We start from the raw sequence: 26,055 nt of genomic DNA, 5'->3' as shown, positions 1-26,055 counted from the left end.
CCAGATGCTGGCGCGTCTGCGAACCGAAGGCCTGGTTTCAACCCGCCGAGAGGGCAAGACGATCTACTATTCGCTGCGCGACGGCAAAGCCAAGCAGGTGATCGAGTTGATGCATTCCCTGTTCTGTAGCCCGCAGGCCTGAACCTGTCAGCGTGATACATAGCCTGCGATCACCTGCAACAGCTTGAACGCGGTCGCAGCATCGTTTTCTACCACGGCCAGGAACTCTTCCTCGCCGATACGCAGGCAGGTCAGATCGGTTTCGGCCACCATGCTGAGTGCGCGGGGCTCTTTGCGGATCAGGCCCAGTTCGCCCACCAGGGTGCCGCTGCCGACGCGGGTCACCAGCCGATCCTCCTCGGGCGGCTGCGGCAGGTACAGACCCGCTTCGCCGTCGATGATCATGTAGGCACCATCGGTCGGCTGGTCATCCTTGAGGAACACGACTTCGCCGGCCTTTGCCTCGTACCAGCGCGCACCAAAGGCGAGCAGCCGCAGCTGACGACGATCCAGCCCCGAAAACAGCGGCGTCTGCTCCAAGGCACGCAGCTTTCGCGTGAGGTCCGCCGAGGCTGCACTGTCACCTTCGACATCCGACGGAACCTGATCGGACACTACGCGCCCCTGTCGGATCTCGACAAACATGTCGAAAGCGCCGGGGTTCTTGAACTGTTCGTTCAGGTAGATGATCGTGGCGTCCGGAAGCAGCTCTCGCAGGTTTCTGAACACAGCCACCTGCGTGTCCATGCCATAACTCGCCAGCGCATTTTCCAGTATCAGGATATCCGGCTTCTTGATTGTCGCGCGGGTAAAGGCCAAAGGCTCGGCCAGCGCGGCCGGCAGGTTCTGCCCGCCCAGCGCGACCGGTACATCGTAGATCAGCTCAACCACCAGCGGACGGGCTCCGTTTTCGGTCAGCACGTCTGCGATCACTTTCCGAACCTCGTCCGACCGCGCGCCCCCGATCTGGCTGACCTTGCCGAACAGCGCATTCTCCATGACCGTCAATCCGGGCGCAAAGGTGGCCGGGTCCAGCGGCTCGAACACGTCGTTCAGGCGCTCCATCAACTTGTCGGAATGGCTGTGCCGCAGTTCGAGGATGCGGTTCTTGAGCTCTTCGGAAAAGGCCGGCCCAATCTGTTCGGCCGAGATCACGAAAGGCACGGCCAGCAGGCTGGCCAACTGGTCATCGTCCAACCCCGATGCGCCGGTTTCCCGGGTCCTCTCTACCAGGTCGACAGCGGCTTCGTAGGTGGCGGCCTCGAGACCCAGCTTGCGGAACAACGGGTGATCCGTCCCGTCCAGACCAAAGATCTGACGCAGCATTTCGATCACGTCACGTGTCAGGCCGACCAGTGTTTCATCCAGACCCAACTCGCGCAACTGCCCCAGGAAAACGGTCTGCCGGGCCAGCAACTCTTGAGTCACCTGCACGCGTGGCACAGCAAACAGCAGGTTTTCGGCAACGGGCAGCGCAGCGTTGTACGTCATGCGGTCGAAAATCAGGGCTTGCGACTCCAGACCGGCCTTTTTGACGGCGTCCTGCACTAAGGGCCGCAGCTCGATCAGCTTGGCAGCAAGGTCGGGGTGTTTTTCAGGATCGAAACCCAACTCGGCCCCGCGTTGGAACAAGGTGGGCCCGGAGCCCAGTCCGTCGATCAGCTTCAACCACCAATCGCGCAGCTGCTCGGCCGTTTCGAACCCGGCCAGGGAAGGGTCCAGCCAAGTGGCCCGGAAGGGATCGGGGCTGTTGCCCGCACGCAGCGTTTCAAGGTGGTCCGCGTCCTCCGGTGGAGCGGTCAGAGGCCTGAGCTGCATCGGCATCATCACGTTGCCGCCAACGGTTCCCTGGAACATCACCGGTCGCGATGTGGCATGACCGATCCGGGCCGCCACGACGGCCTGGTGCAGCGAGGACAGGTTAACACCCCCGATTTCGACCCGGCCCGAACTTGGCAGGATCTCCCGGGTCAATAGATCCGCCAGGGCCCGGCGGTCCTCTTCGCTGGGGGCGGCGACCCCTATGGTCTTACCGGCGGGGAAGGTCAGGTTCAGATCATCCAGAACCTGATTGCCATCCAGATCACGCACTGAGACTTGCTCCAACTCGATCGGGCCATTCAGGTGCGGTCGGCTGTCGGGCTCGCCTTCGAACAGGGTTTCATCCAGCATGCCGCTCGGGGCGAACCGTTCGATGACCACCTCCCAGCGCAGAGACATGTCCTGTGTCTGGTTGTAATAGGTCAGCAGTTCCTTCCAGGGCGAGCTGAGGTCCTTGTAGGCAGCGAGCGCGGCCACGAGAGCACCGAGCGAAACTGACCCCTGCAGAACCAGCAAACCACCGACCAGGTAGAATAGGAACGGAGTCAATTGAGAGATGAAGTTGTTGATGAACTTCATGAAGAATTTTTTCTGGTAGATCTCGAACCGGATGCTGAACAGCCGGGACAGTTGATCTGAAATCAGCGCTCGGCGGTGGCGCCAGCCGCCGTTCTGCCGCAGGGTTGCCGCGCCTGCTGCATTCTCGCCGATCTGAGCCGCCAGTACGCGCACCTCTTGGATCCGGCGCTTGTTCAACAGGTTGATCTGGCGCTGCAATCGCGGGATCAGCCAGGCCTGCAATGGGATCAGCGCGACAGCAGCCAATCCGAACCAGACGCTTTGCAGGAATAGAAAGGACAGGATTGTCAGCATCTGCCCCGCCTGAAGGACAGGCTGGCTGATCGCATCGCCCATCAGCCCGCCCATCGGCTCGCTTTCGGCGGTGATCATCGAGACCAGTTCGCCCTGACTGACGCGCTCGAAATAGGGTTGAGGAAACAACAGTGCGCGATTGATCAACTGGTATCTGAACCGGCGCAGCATTCGTTCGCTGAGAACGCCTTTCATCGTGTTGATGCGCATCTTCATCAAACCATGCGCCAACACCGCCGCCAAAAAGGCGAAGCACAAAATTACCAAAAACGTCGTCTGCGACAGACTGTATCCCCAGACATCCACGATCTCGCTGGAGGCGCCGATTGCGTCGTTGATGATGCGTTTGGGCAATTCAAGCGTCAGGTACAGCAGCGGGAACAAAGTTGCCGTCACGGCCAGCAGAACAAGCTGATCACGCTTGGAATACTTCCAAATAAATCCAAAAATTGAACGTTCTATGGCCCCTGCCCCTACTGGTGACCCGAAACTGTTTTGCAGCGATCCTGCCGCGGTCAAAGCAGCACGACGGTACTGCAATCGCGCTTGGATAGGCAAATGGTTTCCAAGGCGAAAACTATTTCGACTTGTGTGAACTAGTTCATTTGCGATCCTGTCTCATAGCCCTTAGTCTGAAGGTCAGGACGATATCGGGAGGGTAGTTATTGCCTGCTACACTTGGCACTGTGTTGCTTCTGCTGTGTGCACTGCAGATCAAACACATGTTTGCCGATTTCTACCTTCAAACGCCCAAGATGCTGTCTGGGCGGGGGGAGTACCTGCATGTCGGGCGCGCACAGCATGCCGCGGTGCATGTTGTGGGCTCAGTCGTGGTTTTCCTGATATTCGGCGCGCCGCTTTCGTTCATTCTGATCATCGGTGCGCTTGAGTGGATCGTGCATTTCAATATCGATTTCGCCAAAGCCAGCTATTCCGACAAGAAACAATTGCAACCTGATCAGGCCGCCTTTTGGCGGGCCGCCGGTCTGGATCAATGCCTTCACAACCTCACTTACATCGCGATGGCCTGGGCCTGGGTTGAATTCGTCGCGCGCTAGTCAGAACTCGACCGAACGATTGCGTTTGACCGCGCGCAGAACCACATTCGTCTGTGCACTTGCGACGGCCGGCAAACGAAACAGAAACCTCTCCAAAAAGACGTTGTAGGCGGCAAGATCGGGACACTGCACTCGCAGGTGATAGTCTGCCTGACCGGTCGTTGCGAAACATTCCTGAACTTCCTTGCAGGTTTCGATTGCCCGGATGAACTCCACGATCTTGTCGGGATCATGCCGCGTCAGATGCACATGTACGATCGCCTCGAACCCCAACCCCAGCGCGACCAGGTTCACAACTGCGCCGTAGCGTTCAATGATCCCGGCCTCTTCCAATGCGCGCACCCGTCTCCAAAGGGCCGAGGTCGACATACCGACCGCATCGGCAAGGTCCGCATTCGACACACGGCTGTCCCTTTGTAGCAGGGTCAGAATCCGGCGATCTCTGTCGTCCAACTGCATCATTTGGTAAACCTTTTCGTCTTCTTAGCGTTTATCGGCAAATTTTCTCGAAATAATATCAAGCTTGCGGACCCATTGACACAACATTTCGCAAATACCGAACTACAGTTGTTCAATCTCAAAGCCAATCCAGGTCCAAGCCATGAGCCGCCACGACAGCACTCTTCGCACTTATCAACTCACAGACCGGTACGAACAGACCGAGGGTCGCGTGTTCCTGACCGGCACGCAGGCGCTGGCGCGCATCCTGATGGATCAGGCGCGGCGCGACGGCGATGCCGGGCTGAACACGGGCGGGTTCGTCTCGGGCTATCGCGGCTCGCCCTTGGGCGGGCTGGACCTGGAATTGTGGCGCGCGCGCGAACGGCTGAAATCCGACCGCATCACGTTCATGCCCGCCGTGAACGAAGACCTGGGCGCAACCGCCGTTTTGGGCGCGCAACAGGCGACGCTGGACCCGCAGTGCGAATTCGAAGGCATCTTCTCGATGTGGTACGGCAAGGGGCCGGGCGTCGACCGCTCGGGCGATGCGCTGAAGCACGGCAATGCCTATGGCTCGGCCCCCAAGGGCGGCGTTCTGGTCGTGGCCGGTGACGACCACGGCTGCGTCAGTTCATCCATGCCGCACCAGTCCGACGTGGCCTTCATGGCATGGTTCATGCCCACACTGAACCCCGCCTCGGTCGAGGAATATCTGGAATTCGGCGAATACGGCTTTGCGCTGTCGCGGTTTTCCGGCACCTGGGTCGGGTTCAAGGCGATCTCGGAAACCGTCGAAAGCGCCCGCTCGGTCGAGCTGCGCCCCGACCGGCAGTTCATCCTGCCCGAGATCGACCTGCCCCCCGGCGGGTTGCACGTGCGCGCCGCCGACCTGCCCTCGCCCGAGATCGAGACCCGCATCCAGCACAAGCTGCGCGCCGTGCGCGCCTTTGCCGAGGCCAACCCGATCGACCGGCGCATCTATGACATCGACCACGCCAAGTTCGGCTTTGTCACCACCGGAAAGGCCCATCTTGACCTGATGGAGGCGTTGCGCCTGCTGGGACTGGACGAGGCCGCCTGCCGCCGTCTGGGCATCGACATCTACAAGGTCGGCATGGTCTGGCCACTGGCGCGGCGCAACGCGCTGCGCTTCGTGAAGGGCAAGGCCGAGGTGCTGGTGGTCGAAGAAAAGCGCGGCATCATCGAAAGCCAGTTCAAGGAATATTTCTATGACTGGCCCGGCGACAAGCCGCACAAGATGGTGGGCAAATACGACAGCCACGGCGAGCCGCTGATCCCCTGGACGGGTGAACTCAGCCCGCTGATGCTGGTGCCCATCGTGGCCGACCGCCTGCACCGGTTCTTCCCCGAGCAAGACCTGCCCGCCAAAGCCAAGGCGCTGACGGACCGGCCGCCGCGACTGATCAACGTGTCCGGCGCGACCCGCACGCCCTATTTCTGCTCGGGCTGCCCGCACAACACCTCGACCAAAGTGCCCGGCGGCTCGATCGCGGCCAGTGGCATCGGCTGCCACGTAATGGCTTCGTGGATGGATCGCCACACCGTCGGCTATGCCCAGATGGGCGGCGAGGGCGTGCCGCATGTGGTGGCGTCCAAGTTCAACGGCGGCAAGCACATCTTCCAAAATCTCGGCGAGGGCACCTGGTATCACTCGGGCTCGCTGGCGATCCGGCAGGCGGTCGCGGCCGGGACCAACATCACCTACAAGATCCTCTACAACGACGCCGTGGCCATGACCGGCGGCCAGCCGGTGGACGGCCCGGTCAGCGTGGCCGGCATCGCCCAGACCTGCCGCGCCGAGGGCGTGGAACGGATCGCCGTCGTGTCTGACGATATCTCGAAATTCCACCACGCGGATTTTCCGGCGCAGACAACCTTCCACGACCGGGCCGAACTGGACAGCCTGCAACGCGAACTGCGCGAGATCCCGGGCGTCACCGTTCTGATCTATGAACAGACCTGCGCCACCGAAAAGCGCCGCCGCCGCAAGCGCGGCACGATGGAGGACCCCAAGCGGTTCGTCTGGATCAACGATCTGGTCTGCGAGGGCTGTGGCGACTGCTCGGTCGAATCCAACTGCCTGAGCGTCGAGCCGCGCGAAACCCCGCTGGGCCGCAAGCGCAAGATCAATTTGAGCTCGTGCAACAAGGATTTCTCGTGCCTCAACGGATTCTGCCCCAGCTTCGTGACCATCGAAGGCGGCGAACGCCGCAAACGCATGGCAAAGCTGGATCTGGCAACACTTGAGGGCGGGCTGCCCGACCCTGCCCTGCCCCGCCTGGACAAACCGTTCGAGCTGCTGGTTACCGGCGTGGGCGGCACGGGTGTGGTAACGGTGGGGGCGCTGATCACGATGGCGGCCCATCTCGAGGGGAAAGGCGCCTCGGTCCTGGATTTCACAGGCTTTGCACAGAAATTCGGAACCGTTCTCAGCTATATCCGTTTGGGCGACACTCCAAACGCATTGAACCAGGTCCGCATTGATCAGGGCGCGGCCGATGCGGTGATTGGTTGCGACGTCGTCGTCAGTTCAGCCCCCAAAGCCTCGGCGCATTACCGCAAGGGTACGCGCGTGGTCCTGAACCGGGCGGAAATGCCGACCGGCGATATCGTTCTGCGCCGCGATGCTCAGTTGCAGGTAAATGCCCGTAAACAGGCCATTCAGAACGTGGTCGGGGCGGAAAACCTGTTCGGTTTCGACGCCAACGCGGTGGCGGAAACCCTGCTGGGTGATGCCGTGTTTGCCAATGTGATCATGCTGGGTTTTGCGTGGCAGCACGGTCTTGTGCCGGTATCGCATGTCGCGCTGGGTCAGGCGATTCTGCTGAACGGCGTCGCTGTCGAGAAGAACCGTCTGGCTTTTGCAATTGGGCGCAACATGGCGGTTCGTCCGGACGTTCTGGCGCTGCCTTCCGACGACGTTGGTTCGGAAGAAACTCTGGATCAGATGATTGCGCGCCGCACCGCCTACCTGACCGAGTATCAAAACGCGAAATACGCGCAGGCCTACGCCGATCGGGTCGCCGCCCTCCGTTCGGCGCTGCCACAGGCTGACGAGACCCTGCTGCGCAGCGTCGCTCGCAACCTGTTCCGCTTCATGGCCTACAAGGATGAGTTCGAAGTCGCGCGGCTGATGACTTCGGACCATTTCGCAAAGGATCTGGCCAACCAGTTCGAGGGCGATTTTGCGGTCCGCTTCCACATGGCTCCGCCCCTGCTGAGCCGCAAAACGGATGCCCGGGGCCGACCGCTGAAAAAGGCGTTCGGACCTTGGATGCAGCCGGTTCTGCGGGGCCTGTCAAAGATGCGGGCACTGCGCGGAACAGCTCTCAATCCGTTTGGCTATCATGCCGAAGCGCGCCTGCACCGCGATCTGCTGAATTGGTACCAGGGGCTGTTGGACCGCCTTGTGGCAGAGTACGGGGATCGGGATACCGAAACGTGGCAAAGCATCCTGTCCTGCGCTGACGAGATCCGCGGTTACGGCCCGGTTCGGATACAAGCGGCCGAGACCGCCAGACGAAAGGTCGATGACTTGTTGCGCGCGCCGCGCGCTCAGGCCGCCTGATCCAGCGCCGAGGCTTTGTAGGCCGCAAGCCAAGCCGCATCCAGCCGGTCGACAACGGCTGGATTGAATCGGTCTTCGACCTCCCAATACCGGCCGGATGGCACCATGTAGCCCGCCTCGTACTCGGCCTGCAGCAGAGCATCGACGTGTTCAGTGCGCGGCCGGGCCTCGGGGATCTTTTCGGTATGAGAGACGGACGGATAGACCAGCCGGCTGGGTCCAACGGACAACCGCACCACGTTGCAATCCTGACGCGCCGCCAGCAGCGCCAGCCGTGCCGATTTCGCCTCGAGCGAACGCAGGGTGACGTCGGCACGCAAGGGATCGGCCGTTCCCTGGCCGTAGAAATGGGTATTGCCCGAGCGCGGATAGACCATGTCGCAGCCAAAGAAGGCAATCACCGATGGTTTGAGAGCGCCCAGCGCCCAGTACCCGGCGGTAAAGGCCATGGTGCCTCCGGCATAGACGAAACCGCCATACGCGTTCTGGATCGGGACATAATCCTGCGCCGTCACGATGCGCTGTGTCGCTGTCAGACAGTCGGGACGGTTCTCGGCCGGAAAATCCTCGGGATGGATCAGGAAATCCCAATCTTCGCGGATGCGCCAGGCGTTGTTGATGACCACGATGTGAGTGAACGGCCCACGCGCCCATTCCCGTGCCGCCAGCGCTGCGGGCGCACTTCCCAAGATCAGAACTTTGGTGTCATTCTCCGCCATCGCGCCCGCCCTTTCTTAGTGTTTCCAGAGAGCTAGCGCATTTGTCCGGCTTGGCTAGCCAAGGACGGAAAAACTGCTTTCCTCGTTGATGGGTCGCTTGCGGGAGTAAAAGCCCGCGTCGATGGTGCGTTTGATATGGGGCAGCTCGAATTGCAGGGGCTGGGCGTCGTGATCCGCCCCGCCCTCGCAATACTCGACCAACGCGGCCATCATCTTGCCCGCGATCGGCGCGTTCTTGTACTGGTTCCCGCTGGTGCCGCAGGCCATGTAAAACCCTGGCAGGCTGGACTTGTCATAGATCGGGATCCAGTCGGTCGAGGCGTCGTACAGATCGACCACTCCCCGCGTTCTGGACGGAATGCCCATGCTGGGAACGCGCTGCGCGTATCGCATAGCCTGCGTCGTCCACTGGTCGGTGAAGTCGTGGTTGTAGTGCAAATCGTCCTCGCACCACTGATGCGGGTCGCAGTCCGGGTCTTCCGAGCCGATCAGGATATGGTTGCCATGTTCCCGCCGGCAGTAGCAGGCGATATCGCCGTCCGATACGATGGTTCCCTGACGCTCGAAATCGAACCCTTCCGGCGCGGGAACGTGGACCACCTCCTGCCGCAGCGGGCGGGTTTCGATGGTCATGTCGTCCAGCACACCCGCCATGCGGTTGATGATCGACGATCCCGGCCCGGCCACGTTGATCACCACCGGCGCGTAAATCTCTTCGTCCGAGGCCAGCCTGACGCCTTTGACTCTGCCACCTTCCTGCAGAATTTCGACGACCTCGGCCCCGGTCCGCACCTGCGCGCCGCGCTGCGTGGCCGCTTGCATCAGGTTCTGCGCGGACAGGGCCGGGTCTGTGACATAACCGGCCTTGGGCCAGAACACCGCCCCCTGCATCCTGCTGCCATTGGGCTGACCAAAGGCTGGATCGTCCATCCGTTTGGCCGGGGCAAAACTGTCCAGAGAATAGATCGGCAGGCGGTCGAGTATCTGTTCGGCCGACCATTCCTCAAACGGGCAATCCAACTCGGCACTGTATTTCATGTGCCTTGACAGGTGGCCGTTGGCCTCTGTTTTCATGACAAGGCAGCCCGTCTCGCAGAACTGCGCCAGATCGGCCCCATCGGGCAGGCCAAGATAGTCGGCCCAGTCGCGCCAGTAATGGTAGCCCTCCCACGCAAAGGCGGTGCCGTCGAAGGTGGAATAATGCATCCGGATGATCGCGCAGGACCCGGCGGTCGAGCCGTGCCCCACCTGCGCGTTGCGGTCCAGCGACAGGGTCTTCCAGCCGGCCTTGGCCATCTCGAACGCGATGGCGGCACCGATCACGCCGGTTCCGATGATGATTGCGTCAGGCTGGCTCATGGCTTGATCCTCCCTCCCAGCAGCGCTTGGCATAGGCGCTGAATTCCTCGATTTCCTCGGGGCGCGGCTCGACCCCGGTAAAGACGTACAGGTAGTGCGGCACCAGAGACAGGCGCGTCGCCAATGGCTCGTTCAACTGCGCCAAATCATAGCCGATCTGCATGTAGTAAAGCACGCGCGCGCGGGTCTCGGCCTCGACCGCCTCATAGCCATGGCGGGCGAACATGGCGCGCAGCGCGGCCAAGCGGCGGGCATCGGACTGGTCCAGCATCCGCCGCACCTTGCCCGACCGCCGCGCCCAGTCGCGCACGGCAAAGTCAAGCGCCGTGTCGAAAAGGGCGGTGTTGACCACGCAGCGATGCACGTTGCAGACGGCGGCGGTGATGGTCTGGGCCGGGACCTCGGCCTGCGCGATCAGGGCGGCGGTGTTGGTGGCCTGCCAGCGATCCAGCAGCGCATCCAGCAGGTGCTGCCGGGACTTGAAGTACCAGTAAAACGAGGACCGCGACACCGCCATGCGGTCGGCCAAGTTCAGAACCTTGACCTGCTCGACCCCGTCCGAGATCAGCACATCCATCGCCACGTTCAACCAGTCATCGCGCGTGACCTTGACGTTCCCGACCAGAGGCTCGGCCTTGGGGTCGTCACGATGCAGGATGGGTTTGCTGTTCATCTCAACTCTCCGGCGGCGCACCGCCCTCGGCGGTTCGGCGGGCAATGAAGTCGCGCATGGCGTCCAGCCCCGGCTGGTCCTGAGCGGGTGGTTCGAAATTGTTCAGAATGTCACGCCAAACCGCAGTGGCCCGGTAGTTCGCATCGACCGATCCGCGTTCGGTCCAGGTACCGAAATTGGCATAGTCATGCAGGTGCGGTTCGTAGAACTCGGTAGTGTAGCGCTCCATCGTCTGGCTGGCGGCGAAGAAATGGCTGCCGGGCTCGACCTCTCGCAAGGCAGTGTCAAAGCCAATCTCAGCCTGACCGGCCTGAGCCCCTGCGCACAGCTCGGCTACCATGTTCAGCACCTCGGCATCGCAGACCAGCTTTTCGAAGGACACGGTCAGCCCCCCTTCCAGCCACCCGGCCGAATGGATGATCACGGTGGCCCCCGCCATCAGGCAACCCCACAGCCCAAACTGGTTTTCATTGGCGGCCTGCACGTCATTGGCGTTCGAGGCCGACCCGGCCGCCGACCGCCACGGCAGGCCCAGATGCCGCGCCAGTTGCCCCGCCGCCAGCGAGGCCTGGAAATGCGAGGGCGTGCCAAAAGCCGGGGCGCCGGATTTCATGTCCACGTTGCTGGTGAAGGTGCCATAGCAGACCGGCGCGCCGGGATTTGCCAGTTGGGTCAGGGTCAGCGCCGCCAGCGCCTCGGCATGGGACAGGGTGATCGCGCCCGCGACCGTGATCGGCGCCATCGCCCCCATCAAAGTGAACGGCGTGATGATCGACATCTGCCCGTGGCGGGCAAAGTCGGTCAGCCCCTGCGCCATCGGAATGTCCAGGGTGCGCGGGCTGTTGGTGTTGATGATCGTGTAGCAATGCGGGTGGGCGCGGAACTCGTCATCGGACAGACCGCGCGCGACGGCCAGCATCTGGAAGCAATCCATCACCTGCGGCGTCCCGCGCGAGAAGAAGAACGGGAACTTGTCGGTCAGCTCGATCTGCGCCTGCGTGGTGAAATAGTGGCGCAGGTGGGTCGGCACGTCCTGCGGCTCGACCTGCGGCGAGATCATCTGGAACACGTCGAAATGATGGGTGAGCTTCAGGAACTCGAGGTAATCCTGCCCGCTGGCCGGGCGGCGGCCGCGCTCCAGATCGGTGGCATTGGGCGCGCCTGCGCCGGGCTGGAAAACAAGGCTGCCCAGTTCCAGCGTAAAGTCGCGATGCCGCGCCCCTGCCCGGCAGGCGATGGATTTCGGGGCCGAGGCCACCGCAGCCTCGACCAGATCGCGGCCGATGAACACCATCTGGCTGTCTTCATCCACCCGCGCGCCTGCAGCGGCAAAGAGGCGCCGCGCCTCGGGCAGCAGGACCTTGACGCCCAGTTCCTCCAGCGTGCGCAGAGCGGTTTCGTGCATGTCGGCGATCTGGTCGACGGGAAAGACCTCCATCACCGGAAACGGGTTGCGCAACTGGCGATAATTCACGTCCCGATGGGTCGCGGGTGCGGACTCCGCACCCCGGCCCCGCCTTCGCCGATCCCTGCCCCGGGCCGCCACGATCAGCCCCGCATCGCCTTGCCCTCGGGATCATAGGGCGACGGCGCGATTACCCGCGCGGGCCGCTCGACCCCGACCACGTGCACCGACAGTTCGGTGCCCGGCCGCGCCTTGTCGCGGTCCACCAGCGCCATCGCCAGCGACTTGCCGATATAGTGGCCATACCCGCCCGAGGTCACGAAACCCACGCGCTGGTCGCCCGCCCAGACCGGCTCGTACCCGCTGGCATCCGCATCCAGCGCGTCCACCTCGAGCGTGACTTGAACCTGCGCCGGGCCGTTGCCCTCACGCTCGGCCAGTGCCGCGTCCTTGCCTACGAAATCCTTGTCCCAGTCGATCCAGCGGTCCATGCCGGTCATGCCGGGGGTGTAGGCCTGGGTGAACTCGGCCGACCAGATGCCAAAGCTTTTCTCAAGTCGCGTGGACAGCATCGCGTTGAAGCCGCATTCGCGGATGCCGTCGCTGGCCCCGGCCTCAAGCAGCGCGCGGCGCAGGGCGATGTGGTCGCCATACCGGCAGTTGATCTCATAACCCTTTTCGCCAGTGACCGACATGCGGGCCACCCGGGCGCGCACGAGGCCGATGTCGTAGTCACCGCAGCCCATGAATTTCAGGGTTGAGATATCCTGTTCGGCCAGTTTCTCGACCACCGCCTGTGATTTCGGGCCAACCACGGCAAAGCCGCAGGCCTCCTCGCCGAGGTCGCGCACCTGTACGCCATCGATCATGTGATCGTCGAACCAGCGCATGTGCCAGGCCCGCAGGTAATAGCTGCCCATGATCCACCAGGTGCCGTCGCCCCAGTTCAGAACCGTCAGGTCGCCCTTGAGCCGCCCGTTCTCGCCCAGCATCGGCGCCAGTTTCGCGCGGCCCGGTCCCGGCAGTTTCGAGGCCATCACCTTGTTGAGCCAGATTTCCGCATTGGGCCCCGAAACCTCGAACCGTGAGAACCCGGTGATGTCCATCAGGCCCACGCCTTCGCGGATGGTGCGGCATTCCTCGGCCACGATGTCGAAGGCGTTCGAGCGTTTCAGGGTTGGCGTTTCCTCGAACCCCTCGGGCGCGAAATAGAGCGGCACCTCGAGATCCCAGCTGACCCCCCATTTGCAACCCGCTTCGGTCATCGCGTCATGGGCCGGCGACATTTTCAACAGGCGTCCGGCGGGCAACTGCTCGTTCGGATAGGTCATCACGAAACGGCGTGAATAGAACTGGCCCGTCGTCTCGCGGATGTAGCGCTTGTTCTGGGCAAAGTCGCCATAGCGCGCCACGTCCATCGGCCAGGCGTCGGCCTCGGGCTCGCCATGGATCATCCATTCGGCCAGCGTCTTGCCGACGCCGCCGCCTTGAAGGAACCCGGCCATCACCGCGCAAGCGGTCCAATAGCCCCGCTTGCCCGGCACCGGACCGACCAGAGGGTTGCCGTCGGGCGAGAAGGTGAAGGCACCGTTCACCCATGTCTTGATGCCCACGTTCTGGATCGCCGGATAGCGTTCGAAGCCCAGCGTCAGTTCGTTCTCGATGCGGTCCAGCTGCTCCTGAAACAGCTCCTCGCCATAATTCCATGGCGCGCCGTCCATAGCCCAGTGTTCGTGATCGACCTCGTAGATGCCGACCAGAACACCCTTCTGGTCCTGCCGCATGTAGGTGAAGCCCTCGAGATCCACGGTCATCGGCATCTCGAAATCGGCCGCTGCGACCTCGGGCACCGTGTCGGTGATCAGGTAATGGTGCTTCAGTGGCGACACCGGCAGTTCGACCCCTGCCATGCGCCCCAGCTGCTTGGCCCACAGGCCGGCGGCGTTGACCACATGCTCGCAGGTGATCGTTCCCCTGTCGGTCACCACCTGCCAGCCATCGGCGGTCTGGATCAGTTCCTCAACCTTGGTTTCCTCGTAGTATTCCGCCCCGCGTTTTTTGGCTGCGGTGGCATAGGCCTGCACGGTGCCGGTGGTGTCGATGTAGCCCTCCCGGTCGGCCCACATCGCGCCCAGAATGCCGTCGGTGGACATGATCGGGCAGCGTTTCTGCGCCTCTTCCGGGCTCAGCAATTCGCAGTCGTCGATGCCAATGGACTGAAAGATGCGGTAGTTCGCCTGCAACCACTCCCACCGTTCGGGGGTTCCGGCCAGCGTCAGGCCGCCGGTCATGTGCAGGCCGATATTCTGGCCCGATTCCTTCTCGATCTCGCTCAGCAAGTCGATCGTGTAGGCCTGCAGCGCCGCCATGTTCGGATCGGCGTTCAGCGCGTGGATGCCCCCCGCCGCGTGCCATGACGACCCCGAAGCCAGCCGCCGGCGTTCCAGCATAACCACATCCGGCCAGCCGAACTTGGCCAGATGATACAGAACCGAGGCGCCGACGACGCCACCCCCGATGACTACAACGCGATACTGCGATTTCATCCCGACCTCCCCTGGACGATTCCCAAAGGACGCTAGGGGCACTGTTCACTTCTGTCTAGACATTTCTGTACAGTGCTGTCAGGCGCTGGCGCTGGGTCGCGCCTGCACGCTGTCGAACCAGGCCCGGGTTGCCGTGTTGCCCTCGGGGATGCGCATCTTGATGACACGGGCGAAATCCACGAACACGAAGGTCGAGATATCGGCCAGCGAGAACGCCTCGCCCGCGATGAAGGCGCTGTCTTGCAGACGTTCTTCGAGCAGGTCGAAGAACGCTCCGACGCGCGCGAGGCCGCGTTCGGCCAGTTCCGGGATCTGCGCGTGGTTCTGCGGTCCGGGGATGGCGCGGTCCTTGAAGGCCGGATGCGTGTTGCGCAGCGCGTCTGCGATGGGCGCCCCGCCCTGTTGCTCGACGATCGCGTTCCACATCAGCACCAGCCCTTTCTCGTCCGGTGTCCGCCCCATCAACGGAGGCTCAGGGAAGCGCGCCTCGAGATAGGCAGCGATGCCGAGGTTTTCGGTCAGAACGGTCCCCTCGTCGGTAACCAGAACCGGAATGGTGGCGCGGGGGTTCACCTTTCGGAACGCCTCGCTCATTTGCTCGCCCTTGGCGATCGAGATGTCGCGGGTTTCGATCTGCAGCCCCTTTTCGGCGATGAACATCCGGGCACGGCGCGGGTTCGGGGCGGTCGAGCAATCGTAAAACAGCATGGGCGGTCCTTTGCGTGAACGTCACGCGTAGGTTAGACCGCCCGCCGTGCCGGGATCGAGTCCCCGCGCAAAGTGACCCTGCGGAACGCCGCTCAGCGCCGGTAGATAAAGCAGCGATCCGGAACCGCATCTGCGGGAAGGGTCTGCTCCGTGAGCGTCTCGAAATACATCCGGTCGCTCGAGACCATCAGCCCGCCCTCGGCCAGCAGCGGTTCGATCAGGGGTGACACAAAGCGGGCGAAGGCATCGTTCTTTTCGCGGTTGTGGCCGCCCAGATCGGCATGGATCAGGCTGGCGGTCGCGCCGAACCGATCCAGCGCGGCGGGCAGCGTCTCGCGCACGTCGCCCAGGATCAGACGATCTTCGGGCGGGGTGGAATCGGGGTGCGAGGCCACAGCACGTTCGAACACATAGACGGGTCGGTTGCGGACCCGGTTCATCATGTGATGATAAGTGCGCCCGTTTCCCAGACCCAGTTCGAACACCGGACCGGCCAAATCGGCCGTGTCGGCAATCGCGAAATCCAGACATGCCCGCTGCGAGACCATGCGATCAATGAACAGATCCAGTCGGCTTTGCGCGTCGGACATTGCGAAATATCTCCCTGATACCTTAACGACCACCAATCGCGGCCATTCGCGGCTTTGATGACAAAAACTCAAGACTTTGTGTAGGCACAATGCACTGTTCGTCACGTTTCCGCGACATTTCAGCCCAAGAAGGTATTTGACTAGTCGCCCCCAAGCGCGCGAAACTGCGACAAAAAAACCAGGGAGTTCAAAACCAATGTCACGTGGTGGCCACACGGGTGGAAAGCCCGCATGACGGCCTTGCTGTCTGTCCGAGACCTGAGCATCGGTTTCGGCGCCGGGGAGCCCGTCGTCAGAGATGTGAATTTCGATGTCGAGGCCGGGCAAACGCTGGCATTGGTCGGGGAATCCGGGTCGGGCAAGACGATCTCTTGCCGGGCGGTGCTGCGCATTCTGCCCAGAACGGCCCAGATCCGCAGCGGCGTGATGCAGCTGAACACCTCCAAGGGCAGCGTCGCGCTGTCCGAAATTTCCGAACGTGAGATGCGTGGCATCCGCGGCAATCGAATTTCGATGATCTTCCAAGAACCTATGCGGTCGCTGTCTCCGTTGCACAAGATCGGCAACCAGGTCAGCGAAGTTCTGTGGCTGCATCGGGGCGCCTCCGAGTCTGAGGCCCGCAAGGAAGTGCTGTCGCAGTTCGAACGCGTGGGTTTTCCCGATCCGGCGCGTGCCTATGACTCGTATCCCTTCGAACTTTCGGGCGGGATGCGTCAACGCGCGATGATTGCGATGGCGATGGTGTCCAAACCGGAATTGCTGATTGCCGACGAACCGACAACTGCGCTGGATGTGACGACCCAGGCTCAGGTGCTGGGACTGATCAAGGATCTGCAGAAAGAAACTGGTATGGCGCTGGTTTTGGTGACGCATGACCTGGGCGTGGTCGCCAATATGGCCGAACAGGTCGTCGTCATGCACAAAGGCCGGGTGATGGAGGCGGGTTCAGCCGAGCTGATCCTGAATGCTCCGGCCCATCCCTATACCCGCCAGCTGTTTGATGCGGCCCCCGAGATCCCGGACAAGGAAGCCGTGGGAATTCCGATGCCGGACGAGGATCTGATCCTCGATATGAAGGATGTGTGCAAGACCTACACGATGCGGTCGTCGCGCGGTTGGAAAGCGGGCAAGCTGATTTATGCCTGCCGGGGCGTCGACCTGAAACTGGCCCGCGGCAAGACGTTGGCCGTAGTCGGCGAAAGCGGATCGGGCAAGACCACCGCGGCCCGGATCGCGCTGGGGGCCGAGTTGCCAGACCCGGGCGGCGAAGTGCTTTTTCGCGCCGCGCCGGGCGAGGACCCGATACGCGTCCACCAGATGACCCGCGAGGAGCGCACGGCGTTTCAGCGCAAGGCTCAGATGGTGTTTCAGGATCCCTACAGTTCTCTGAGCCCGCGCATGCGCATTCAGGATGCGATGACCGAACCGCTGGAGATCCACAATATCGGTACGACGGCCGAGCGCCGCGACAAGGCCGCTGAGATGCTCGAACGCGTGGGATTGAACGCCGGGATGCTCAAGCGCTACCCCCACGCTTTCTCCGGCGGTCAACGCCAACGCCTGTCAATCGCCCGTGCGATGATGCTGGATCCGTCCCTGATCGTCTGCGACGAGCCGACATCGGCTTTGGACGTTTCGGTCCAAGAGCAAATCCTGACCCTTCTGGAAAGACTGCAGGACAGTCTGAACCTGTCCTATCTTTTCATTTCTCACGATCTGGCCGTGGTCGCCCGTATCGCGGACGAGGTCGCGGTCATGCGCCAGGGGCTGGTCGTCGAACAGGCTCCACCCGAGACGTTGTTCTACAACCCGCGCCACCCCTACACCAAGGCTCTGATTGCCGCACAACCCGAACCCGATATCAATCGTCCCATCGATCTGAAGCTGGTCGCCCTTGGCGCCGGGTCTCCGGACAGTTGGGATGACGCCTTTAGATTCTCTGACACCATGATACCTTCACTCGTGGAAATGGAGCCCGGCCATAAGGTACGTTGCCATGTTTAAGACCACTCGATTCAAGTTTCTGGCCGCCGCGCTGACGCTGGGCGCGGCGCTGCCCGCCTGGGCCGACACCCTTCCCGACCTGCAGGAAAGCACGTTCTGGAAAGCCGAGGTGGACATCGGAAACCTGCCCCCGGTGCAAGATCGCATCCCGCAGGAACCGCTGATCGTCGACCTGTCTTCGAAAGGGCGCGAATTCGGCAAACAGGGCGGAACCCTGCGCACGATGGTCACCCGGTCCAAGGATATCCGGCAGATGGTGGTCTATGGCTACGCCCGACTGGTGGGCTTCGATGCCCAGTACAATCTGGTCCCCGATCTGCTGGCGTCTTACGACAACGAAGAAAACCGCAAGTACACTCTGCACCTGCGCAAGGGGCACAAATGGTCGGACGGCACACCTTTCACCTCGGAAGACTTCCGATACTGGTGGGAAGACGTGGCCAACAACGAGCTCCTCAGCCCGTCCGGCCCCCCAGATTTCCTGCGGGTTGAGGGCAAACTCCCCACTGTCACGTTCCCGGACGAAACGACGGTGATCTACGAATGGGACGACCCGAACCCGAACTTTCTGGCCTCACTGGCGCAGGCGCGACCACCATTCATCTACCGCCCTGCTGCGTTCCTGAAGCGTTATCATGAGAAATATGCCGACAAGGAAAAGCTGGACTTCGAGGTCAGTGACGCACGTGTCAAGAGCTGGGCCGCCCTGCACAACAAGCTGGACAACCTCTACAAGTACGACAATCACGAACTGCCCACTCTGCAGCCGTGGCTGAACGCGAGCTCGGGCAAGAAGATCCGGCACAATTTCGTCCGCAACCCCTATTACCACCGCATCGACTCGAAGGGTTTGCAACTGCCATACATCGACGTAGTCGAGATGGAGATCGTTGCTCCCGGCCTGGTGGCGGCCAAGGCCAATGCCGGTGAGACCGACCTGCAGGGTCGTGGACTTGATTTTCGGGATGCCTCGATCCTAAAAAAGGGCGAAGCCAACGGAAATTACAAAACTCTACTCTGGAAAACCGGTGTCTCGTCACAGATCGCGATCTACCCAAACCTGAATTTTGAAGACGAGGTCTGGCGCAATGTGCTGCGCGATGTCCGTGTCCGTCGCGCTCTTTCGCTGGCCATCGACCGTCAGACCATCAACCAAGCGCTGTACTTCAAACTGGCGCATCCGGCCGCCATGTCGGTTCTGCCTGCCTCGCCCTTCTACAGTGAAGAGAATGCGCAGGCCTGGGCGCAATACGACGTCGCACAGGCCAACGCCCTGCTGGACGAGGTCGGGCTGACGCAGCGCGACAAGAACGGCATACGCCTGTTGCCGGACGGCCGCCCCATGGAACTGGTGATCGAGACGGCCGGGGAACGCCAAGAGGTCGAGAACGCGCTGCAGATCGTGACTGATACGTGGCGGGAAATCGGGGTGAAACTGGTCATGCGTCCGCTTGACCGCGACATCCTGCGCAACCGTGTTTTTGCCGGCAATACGATGGCTTCGGTCTGGTATGGCTGGGATGATGGCATTCCGCAGCTGCATACGTCACCGGTTTACCTGGCCCCGACCGACCAGGTGTTTCTGGCCTGGCCAAAATGGGGGCAGCACTATCAAACCGGCGGCGAAGCCGGCGAGCCGCCCGATCTGCCCGAAGCCCAGCGTTTGCTGGAGTTGAACCACATCTGGGAACTTGCAAAAACCGAGGATGAACGCCGGGCGGTCTGGGAGGAGATGTTGAAGATACACGCCGACCAGATCTATGGCATCGGAATTCTGAACGGCGCGCCCCAGCCGATCGTGGTTTCAAACCGTCTGCGCAATGTTCCCGAACAGGCCATGTGGGCCTGGGAACCCGGCGCGCATTTCGGAGTGCACCGCCCAGACGAATTCTTTTTCGCCGACTGACAGGAGCGGATAGATGATCATGCTCCGCTACGCGGTGTATCGCTTTTTCACGATGCTGCTGACCCTGTTGGTGGTATCGATGCTGATCTTCGTGATCATCAACCTGCCGCCAGGAGATTATCTCAGCAATCAGATTGCCGAGCTGCAGGCTTCGGGGCAGTCGGCCGGTGTGGCCAAGGCGGAATTCCTGCGAAAGGAATACGCTCTGGACCGCCCAATGTGGGAACAATACCTGATCTGGGTCGGCTTCTTTCCCGGCCCTCATGGGTTTGAGGGGTTGCTGCAGGGCAACTACGGCTGGTCCTTCGAATTCGATCGTCCGGTTGCCGACATCGTCGGGGACACGCTGTGGCTGACCGTGGTCGTGAACCTTGCCGCGATCCTGTTCGTCTATGCCGTGGCCTTGCCTCTGGGCGTTATGGCGGCGGCCAAATCGCGGACCTGGGTGGACTATTCGACCGCCTTCGTGGGGTATCTGGGATTGGCGACGCCCAACTTTCTGCTGGCGCTCATCCTGTTCTACTACGGGCACCGCTACCTCGATTTGCCGATCGGCGGATTGATGGACCCGGTGTATGAGGGGCAACCCATGAGCTGGGACAAGATGAAGTCCATCCTGGTTCATCTGATCGTGCCGACATTCGTGATCGGCACCTCGGGCGCCTCGGCTATGATGCAGCGCCTGCGCGCCAACATGCTGGACGAATTGGGCAAGCCTTATGTTGAAACCGCTATCGCCAAGGGCATGTCGCCGTCGCGGATGCTGACCAAGTACCCGCTGCGCGTCGCCTTCAACCCCTTCGTGGCCGACATCGGCAACCTGCTGCCCTCGATGGTGTCGGGATCGGTTCTGGTTTCGGTGGTGCTGGGTTTGCAGACCATCGGCCCCACGTTGCTGACGGCGCTTAAGACACAGGACCAGTTCCTGTCAGCCTTCATTCTGATGTTCGTGGCGCTGCTGACGCTGATCGGCACCATGATCTCCGACATTCTGCTGGTCATGCTTGACCCGCGTATCCGGTACGAGGGGCGCGAAGCATGAGCAAACTTCCCGACGGTCGCTTTGTCGACGACGCCCCGTTTGATCCCGAAGCATCTTTGCAGCAATTGGAGCGCAGGGATCTGGACGCCCCGAATTGGGTTCTGGTCTGGCGCAAGTTCAAGACACACCGGCTGGGTCTGATATCGGGCATTTTTCTGCTGCTGTGCTATCTGATGCTCCCGTTTGCAGGGTTCATCGCGCCTTATGGCCCGAACGAACGAAATGGCGAACATCTCTACGCACCGCCCCAATCGGTGAACTGGTTCCACCAGGGCGAGTTCATTGGGCCGTTCGTCTACCCGATCGTGGCCGAGGCCGACCTCGAGACGTTCCAATGGAAATTCGTCCCTGACACCGAGGATCCGCGACCCGTGCGGTTCTTCTGCGAGGCATCCGAGTACAAGCTGGCCGGGCTCATCCGGTCAAACACGCATCTGTTCTGCGCCCCGGAAGGCACGACACTGTTCCTCTGGGGTTCGGACCGGCTGGGCCGCGATATCTTCAGCCGCATCCTCTATGGCGCGCAGCTGTCGCTGACCGTGGGCCTGATCGGCATTTCGGTCTCGTTCTTCCTTGGCATCCTGTTCGGGTCGCTGGCCGGCTATTTCGGCGGGCGGATCGACTGGGTCATCAACCGCGTGATCGAAATCCTGCGGTCTTTGCCCGAACTCCCCCTGTGGCTGGCACTATCGGCCGCAGTTCCGTCGAACTGGTCGCCGGTTGCGGTGTTCTTCATCATCTCGATCATCCTCGGCATCCTCGACTGGCCAGGGCTGGCCCGATCCGTGCGCGCCAAATTCCTGTCGCTGCGCGAAGAAGAATATGTGCGCGCCGCCGAGATGATGGGTGCCAGTTCCGGCCGGGTGATCCGCAAGCACCTGTTGCCGAACTTCATGTCACACCTGATTGCCTCGGCCACGCTGTCGATCCCCGCCATGATTCTGGGGGAAACGGCACTCAGCTTCCTTGGCCTCGGCCTGCGGGCACCGGCGGTCAGCTGGGGCGTGATGCTGAACGACGCGCAAAACCTCGCCTCGATCGAGATCTATCCGTGGACGGCCATCCCGATGCTACCGATCATCGTGGTGGTGCTAGCCTTCAATTTCCTGGGTGACGGGCTGCGCGACAGTCTGGACCCCTATCAGCAATGAGCCTGCTGGCTTCGCTTCCACCGTCCGAGGCCTATCGGGTCGCCGGTTCCGGTGCGCTTCCCAGCGCCTTTGCCGTATCCGAGCTGGCAACAGCCAGCTTTGCTGCCGTGGGCCACGAGCTTGGACGGTTCATGCAGGCCACCAATCTTGTCTCGCTCCCACCCAAGGCAATGGTCGATCACCGCCTTGCGTCGCTGTGGTTCGGATACTCGTTCAAGCCCGAAGGCTGGGATATGCCAAGCCTCTGGGATCCGATCGCGGGCGACTATCGGGGGGCCGATGGCTGGATCAGGTTGCACACCAACCTCCCCCACCATAGGGAAGCGGCCCTCAAGGTTATGGCGACCGAGGGGGATCGTGCGGCGGTGACGCAGGCCATCAAGAGCTGGTCGGTCTCGAACCTTGAAACGGATATCGTGGCGCAGGGTGGTGTTGCCGCCGCCATGCGCAGCCGGGCCGAGTGGCTTGACCACCCTCAAGGCCGCGCCGTGACGCGGGATCCGTTGATCGGCTGGCACGGCCCACGCCGGATCACGCTGCGCGACAGGCCTCAGGCGCGCGCGGATCGGCCTTTGGTCGGGCTTCGGGTTCTCGACATGACGCGCGTGCTGGCCGGCCCGGTTTCCACCCGCACGCTGGCCGGGTTCGGAGCCGAAGTGTTGCGCATCGACCCACCGGGTTGGGATGAGCCGGGCGTGATCCCCGATATCTCGCTCGGCAAGCGCTGCGCGTATCTGGACCTCAAGCCACCCGCTGGCCTGGAAAAGCTGCAAGAGCTGCTCGCGCAAGCGGATGTCTTTGTCCATGGCTACCGCCCCGGTGCGCTGGATGCTCTGGGCCTGACCAAAGAGGTGCGCGATACGGTCGCTCCAAACCGGGTCGAGGTTACGCTGGATGCCTATGGTTGGCAGGGGCCTTGGGCCACCCGTCGCGGATTTGACAGCCTCGTCCAGATGAGCGCGGGGATCGCTGACGCCGGTCGCGTTTGGGCCGGAGCCGACAAACCCACCCCGCTGCCAGTTCAAGCACTTGACCATGCCACCGGCTATTTGATGGCCGCCGCTGTCCTCTCGGCCCTGACAGAAGCGGCTTCGGGGCATTCGATCATGGATGGGCGCCTGTCGCTGGCGCGCACCGCCGAGTTGCTGGCCAGCCTCGCGAAATCCGAGACAGGCGACCCGATCACCGCTGCCGAACCCGGGGACTACGCATCCCGATCGGAAGAGTCCGGCTGGGGCCCCGGCAAACGGCTGAAACCCGCGCTGAGCGTCGGTGAGGCACGGATGCACTGGCCGATCCCGGCATCCCGGCTCGGCACGTCCGATCCAACGTGGCAAACCACCTGAACAAAGGCCCGACCGCCGCGCGGCCCTGCCCAACGCTTGGAACGGCGGCACACCTGCGCCGCAGGTCAAAGGGGCGGGAGCGCCCTAGCGGTCGTCTCCACCGGGGCCGATATCGTCCAGATAATCCTCGTCAATCGCGGCTTGCACCGCGCCGGTGACCGCCTCGCGTTGTTTCGGAGACAGGTCTTCGGGCTCCTTGCCATCGGCCAGTCGTACCGTGACTTCGCGGTGGGCAAACTTGATGCCTTCGCGCGCGAACAACTCGCGGATTTCTTGGTACACCTTTTTGCGCACCAGCCACTGGTCGCCCGGCTTGGTCATAAACTTCACCCGGATGATCATCGCGGAATCCTGCATCTCGATAACGCCCTGCGACTTGAGCGGCTGGATGAAGTTGTCCCCGATCACCGGGTCCTCCAGCAACTCCTGTCCCAGCTTCTTGATCAGTTTACGGACCTTCTCGACGTCCGTGTCATAGGTCACGCGCAGAGGCAGTTTCATGATCACCCAGTCGCGCGAGTAGTTGGTCAGAACCTTGATTTCACCAAACGGGATCGTGTTCAGGGCCCCCAGATGGTGGCGCAGCTGGAAAGACCGGACCGAGATTTTTTCGACCGTACCTTTGACATCTCCGATGTCGATGTATTCTCCCTTGCGGAACGCGTCATCCAGCAGGAAGAACGCGCCCGAGAAAATGTCCCGCACCAGGGTTTGCGAGCCAAAGCCCACGGCCAGACCGACAACGCCGGCGCCTGCAAACAGCGGGCTGACATTTATTCCCAGTTCCATCAGAACGATCAGCACGATGGTCACGACCACCACGGCCAGTATGGCGCCCCTGAACAGAGGCAGCAGCGTGGCAAGGCGGCTTTGACCGCCCTCTCCGCCCTCGTCACCCAACTCGGCTTCGGCGGCTCCATCATCGGTTTCTTCAGCGATCTTGGTGTCGATCCAGATCCGGAAGAAGTGGAACAGGATGTAGCCGATGAACAGGATCACCATCACATCCAGCGCCCTGCCAATGGGCAAATCCTCGCTCCAGCTGGCTTCGGGATTCCAGATGACGACCAGCGCATAGATGCCGACGACAAAGGCCAGGATGCCCGCGACACGCCGCGCAAGATCTTCGTAGGTCACCAATGTGTGCTTGCGCTTCTCCGCCTCGGGCGTCTCCGAGGTGCGAACGGCCTCCTCATCGGAATCGAGTTCGGCATTCAGAGCCTCGATCTGCCGGTTGCGATCGAAGTACCGCTCGAGCAGATAGTTCATGGCGCCATATGCGATGACGACCGACATGAAGATCATGTAGCTGCTTGCGACGATCGGCAGCGAGTCCTCGGTCTCGAGCACCAGATCCACCGCCAGCTTGAACCAGCTGAAGACCAGATACACGATCAGGGCCGGGGCCCAGCCAAATGACACGAACCGCAGCAACCAAGACACCTGGTCCGGCTGACGGCCGCCTCGGATGGCGTTCGAAATGGCCCGGGCATTGAACAGGATCATCAGGACGTTTCCGACCATCCCGATCAGGGTCAGTCCGCCATAAACCATCGCGTAGACGTTGTAGTTTAGCCCGAAATCCGCCACCCAAGTGGAAAACAGAACAGCGGTAATATCATAGGTCGCCAGCGCCGATGCCCAGATGTACAGCCGCTTGGCGTCACGATCCGAGAACGGCGGCAGCCTGTACTGGCTGAGATACGGCGACAGTACCATCCGCCACAGGTCGGAAACCGTACGTGACAGGAAAAACGCCGTGAAAATCGCCGTGACGGTGAACTGGATCGAGATGTCTTCGGCCTCGCCAAAAAACAGATACCCAACGATCAGAGCCATCAGCATTGCAAACACCGTGGCCCCGATACCCATCAGAAACCGGAACACAAGGAACGGCATCTTTTCCCGATACCCCTGCGGGTTTTCCTTGATCCGGGCGACGACCCACCGTCGGGCAAAGCGCTTGCCGTACAGCTCGATCGACAGCCATCGGCCAACCATCAGGAACAGTATGTTCCATCCCAGCACCTCGACATAGGTGAAAATCCGGCCATCAGGACTGGTTTGCTCGAGGATGTAGCGCACCTCGAAGATCGAATAGGGCAACGCCTCAAGGCGGGATCGCACGGCTTCGCTGAACTTGGCAAAGCGCTCCTGCGCCTTCATCAACTGCGAACTTTCCGCCATCGGATCATGAGCGACGTCCTCGGGCTGGCCACCAGCCTGCCCGACCGAGGATACCACCTGCCCGGCGCTGTCAATGACGATCACGCTGGCGCCCGCCTCGGTCGCGGCGCGGATCGCGGCCGCGACATCGTTGTCCTGCGGGGCCTCTGTTTCACCGGACGCCCCGGGATACCCCGGGATCAGCGAGGTCTGCGCCGCCGCACCGGTCGCGAAGGCCAGAGCGATTGTCCACGTCAGGAACAGTACACGGACAAGAAAGTTCGGTTTCATAAGGTCTTGCATCCTGATCTCTTGCTGCACGACAGCCTATAGAACGCACCGGCCTTGATCAAACGATCCACTCGCTGCTTCCCGACATCGTGTAGGACCGTGTTTTTGGCGCAAGCCCAAAGGCAGGATGTTTCCAACCCTCTGGAATTCCTATAAGAGCAGGCAGCATCCGGCAAATCCGGGCTTTGCCAACTTCGGGGAATGTTGCAGGCTTCGCGTTATTGGTGGCTTGCGCAATGGCTGTTGCCAAATCGCAATGATTGACGCATTTGCGGCTTTGACACAGACCCTTTGGCAGGCGGCGTCAAAAAATATAAGATAACTGGTGCGAAACGCGCGGAAACTGCACCGTAACAAAGATACGAGC

General features: G+C 61.8%; 18 protein-coding genes. 8 read left to right on the top strand and 10 right to left on the bottom strand.

Annotation, left to right across the window (positions count from 1 at the left end; all coding sequences use genetic code 11):
* A partial coding sequence (locus tag AC2FM5_RS09090) for an ArsR/SmtB family transcription factor (protein ID WP_496735151.1) occupies positions 1-142 on the top strand: 142 nt, incomplete at its 5' end.
* A 5-nt stretch (positions 143-147) separates the two neighbouring features.
* On the opposite strand, the gene AC2FM5_RS09085 is transcribed toward AC2FM5_RS09090, so the two are convergent.
* A complete protein-coding gene (locus tag AC2FM5_RS09085; RefSeq protein ID WP_222457544.1) occupies positions 148-3,144 on the bottom strand; it encodes a cyclic nucleotide-binding domain-containing protein in 2,997 nt (998 codons plus the stop codon).
* 215 nt (positions 3,145-3,359) lie between these two features.
* Between AC2FM5_RS09085 and AC2FM5_RS09080 the strand changes: the two genes are divergently transcribed.
* Positions 3,360-3,752, top strand: coding sequence for a DUF3307 domain-containing protein (locus AC2FM5_RS09080; protein ID WP_093964572.1), 393 nt, complete (start codon positions 3,360-3,362; stop codon positions 3,750-3,752).
* Here the strand turns inward: AC2FM5_RS09080 and AC2FM5_RS09075 are convergent, their stop codons facing one another.
* Positions 3,753-4,211 (bottom strand): Lrp/AsnC family transcriptional regulator, encoded by a 459-nt coding sequence (locus tag AC2FM5_RS09075; protein ID WP_496735146.1) that lies wholly within the window; start codon positions 4,209-4,211, stop codon positions 3,753-3,755.
* Positions 4,212-4,353: 142 nt separating this feature from the next.
* Between AC2FM5_RS09075 and AC2FM5_RS09070 the strand changes: the two genes are divergently transcribed.
* On the top strand, positions 4,354-7,782 hold the full coding sequence (locus tag AC2FM5_RS09070; RefSeq protein ID WP_496735144.1) for an indolepyruvate ferredoxin oxidoreductase family protein: 3,429 nt from the start codon (positions 4,354-4,356) through the stop codon (positions 7,780-7,782).
* Here the strand turns inward: AC2FM5_RS09070 and AC2FM5_RS09065 are convergent.
* The 7 genes from AC2FM5_RS09065 to AC2FM5_RS09035 form a co-directional block, all read right to left on the bottom strand.
* Positions 7,770-8,501, bottom strand: a complete 732-nt coding sequence (locus AC2FM5_RS09065) for a hypothetical protein (RefSeq protein WP_170357064.1) — start codon at positions 8,499-8,501, stop codon at positions 7,770-7,772. The two genes, AC2FM5_RS09070 and AC2FM5_RS09065, sit on opposite strands and share 13 nt — an antisense overlap.
* Positions 8,502-8,555: 54 nt before the next feature.
* The gene (locus AC2FM5_RS09060; RefSeq protein WP_496735142.1) at positions 8,556-9,860 is read right to left on the bottom strand and encodes an NAD(P)/FAD-dependent oxidoreductase; all 1,305 of its coding nucleotides are present in this window, start codon (positions 9,858-9,860) and stop codon (positions 8,556-8,558) included.
* Complete coding sequence (locus tag AC2FM5_RS09055) at positions 9,847-10,533, bottom strand: TetR/AcrR family transcriptional regulator (RefSeq protein WP_496735140.1); 687 nt, start codon at positions 10,531-10,533, stop codon at positions 9,847-9,849. Before AC2FM5_RS09055 ends, AC2FM5_RS09060 begins: the two co-directional genes overlap by 14 nt.
* Before the next feature lies 1 nt (position 10,534).
* Positions 10,535-12,079, bottom strand: a complete 1,545-nt coding sequence (locus AC2FM5_RS09050; protein ID WP_496735138.1) for a trimethylamine methyltransferase family protein — start codon at positions 12,077-12,079, stop codon at positions 10,535-10,537.
* Positions 12,080-12,081: 2 nt separating this feature from the next.
* Entirely contained in the window at positions 12,082-14,484 is a 2,403-nt protein-coding gene (locus tag AC2FM5_RS09045; protein WP_496735136.1) for a GcvT family protein, read from the bottom strand.
* Between the two features lie 78 nt (positions 14,485-14,562).
* Positions 14,563-15,192: a glutathione S-transferase family protein gene (locus AC2FM5_RS09040; protein WP_170357059.1), complete on the bottom strand. Its 630-nt coding sequence runs from the start codon at positions 15,190-15,192 to the stop codon at positions 14,563-14,565.
* A gap of 92 nt (positions 15,193-15,284) precedes the next feature.
* Positions 15,285-15,782 (bottom strand): class I SAM-dependent methyltransferase, encoded by a 498-nt coding sequence (locus AC2FM5_RS09035; RefSeq protein WP_496735134.1) that lies wholly within the window; start codon positions 15,780-15,782, stop codon positions 15,285-15,287.
* Between the two features lie 231 nt (positions 15,783-16,013).
* On the opposite strand from AC2FM5_RS09035, the gene AC2FM5_RS09030 reads away from it, so the two are divergent.
* Genes AC2FM5_RS09030 through AC2FM5_RS09010 form a run of 5 tightly spaced genes read left to right on the top strand, consistent with a single transcriptional unit; the run spans position 16,014 to position 23,231 of the window.
* The gene (locus AC2FM5_RS09030; protein ID WP_170340386.1) at positions 16,014-17,786 is read left to right on the top strand and encodes an ABC transporter ATP-binding protein; all 1,773 of its coding nucleotides are present in this window, start codon (positions 16,014-16,016) and stop codon (positions 17,784-17,786) included.
* The gene (locus AC2FM5_RS09025) at positions 17,779-19,692 is read left to right on the top strand and encodes an ABC transporter substrate-binding protein (RefSeq protein WP_496735132.1); all 1,914 of its coding nucleotides are present in this window, start codon (positions 17,779-17,781) and stop codon (positions 19,690-19,692) included. The genes AC2FM5_RS09030 and AC2FM5_RS09025 overlap by 8 nt, the downstream gene beginning before the upstream one ends.
* Positions 19,693-19,705: 13 nt before the next feature.
* Positions 19,706-20,734, top strand: coding sequence for an ABC transporter permease (locus AC2FM5_RS09020; RefSeq protein ID WP_093964561.1), 1,029 nt, complete (start codon positions 19,706-19,708; stop codon positions 20,732-20,734).
* Positions 20,731-21,885 carry an ABC transporter permease gene (locus tag AC2FM5_RS09015; RefSeq protein WP_170357056.1) on the top strand — a complete coding sequence of 385 codons (1,155 nt, stop codon included), beginning with the start codon at positions 20,731-20,733 and terminating at the stop codon, positions 21,883-21,885. Before AC2FM5_RS09020 ends, AC2FM5_RS09015 begins: the two co-directional genes overlap by 4 nt.
* Entirely contained in the window at positions 21,882-23,231 is a 1,350-nt protein-coding gene (locus AC2FM5_RS09010; protein ID WP_496735129.1) for a CoA transferase, read from the top strand. The genes AC2FM5_RS09015 and AC2FM5_RS09010 overlap by 4 nt, the downstream gene beginning before the upstream one ends.
* An 84-nt stretch (positions 23,232-23,315) precedes the next feature.
* Here the strand turns inward: AC2FM5_RS09010 and AC2FM5_RS09005 are convergent, their stop codons facing one another.
* Positions 23,316-25,688 (bottom strand): mechanosensitive ion channel domain-containing protein, encoded by a 2,373-nt coding sequence (locus AC2FM5_RS09005; RefSeq protein ID WP_496735149.1) that lies wholly within the window; start codon positions 25,686-25,688, stop codon positions 23,316-23,318.
* Positions 25,689-26,055 lie beyond the last annotated feature (367 nt).

Source organism: Ruegeria sp. BHSA162 (assembly GCF_059613385.1).
Note: the sequence above shows the minus strand (reverse complement) of the source record. Positions and strands in the feature narration are given on the sequence as shown.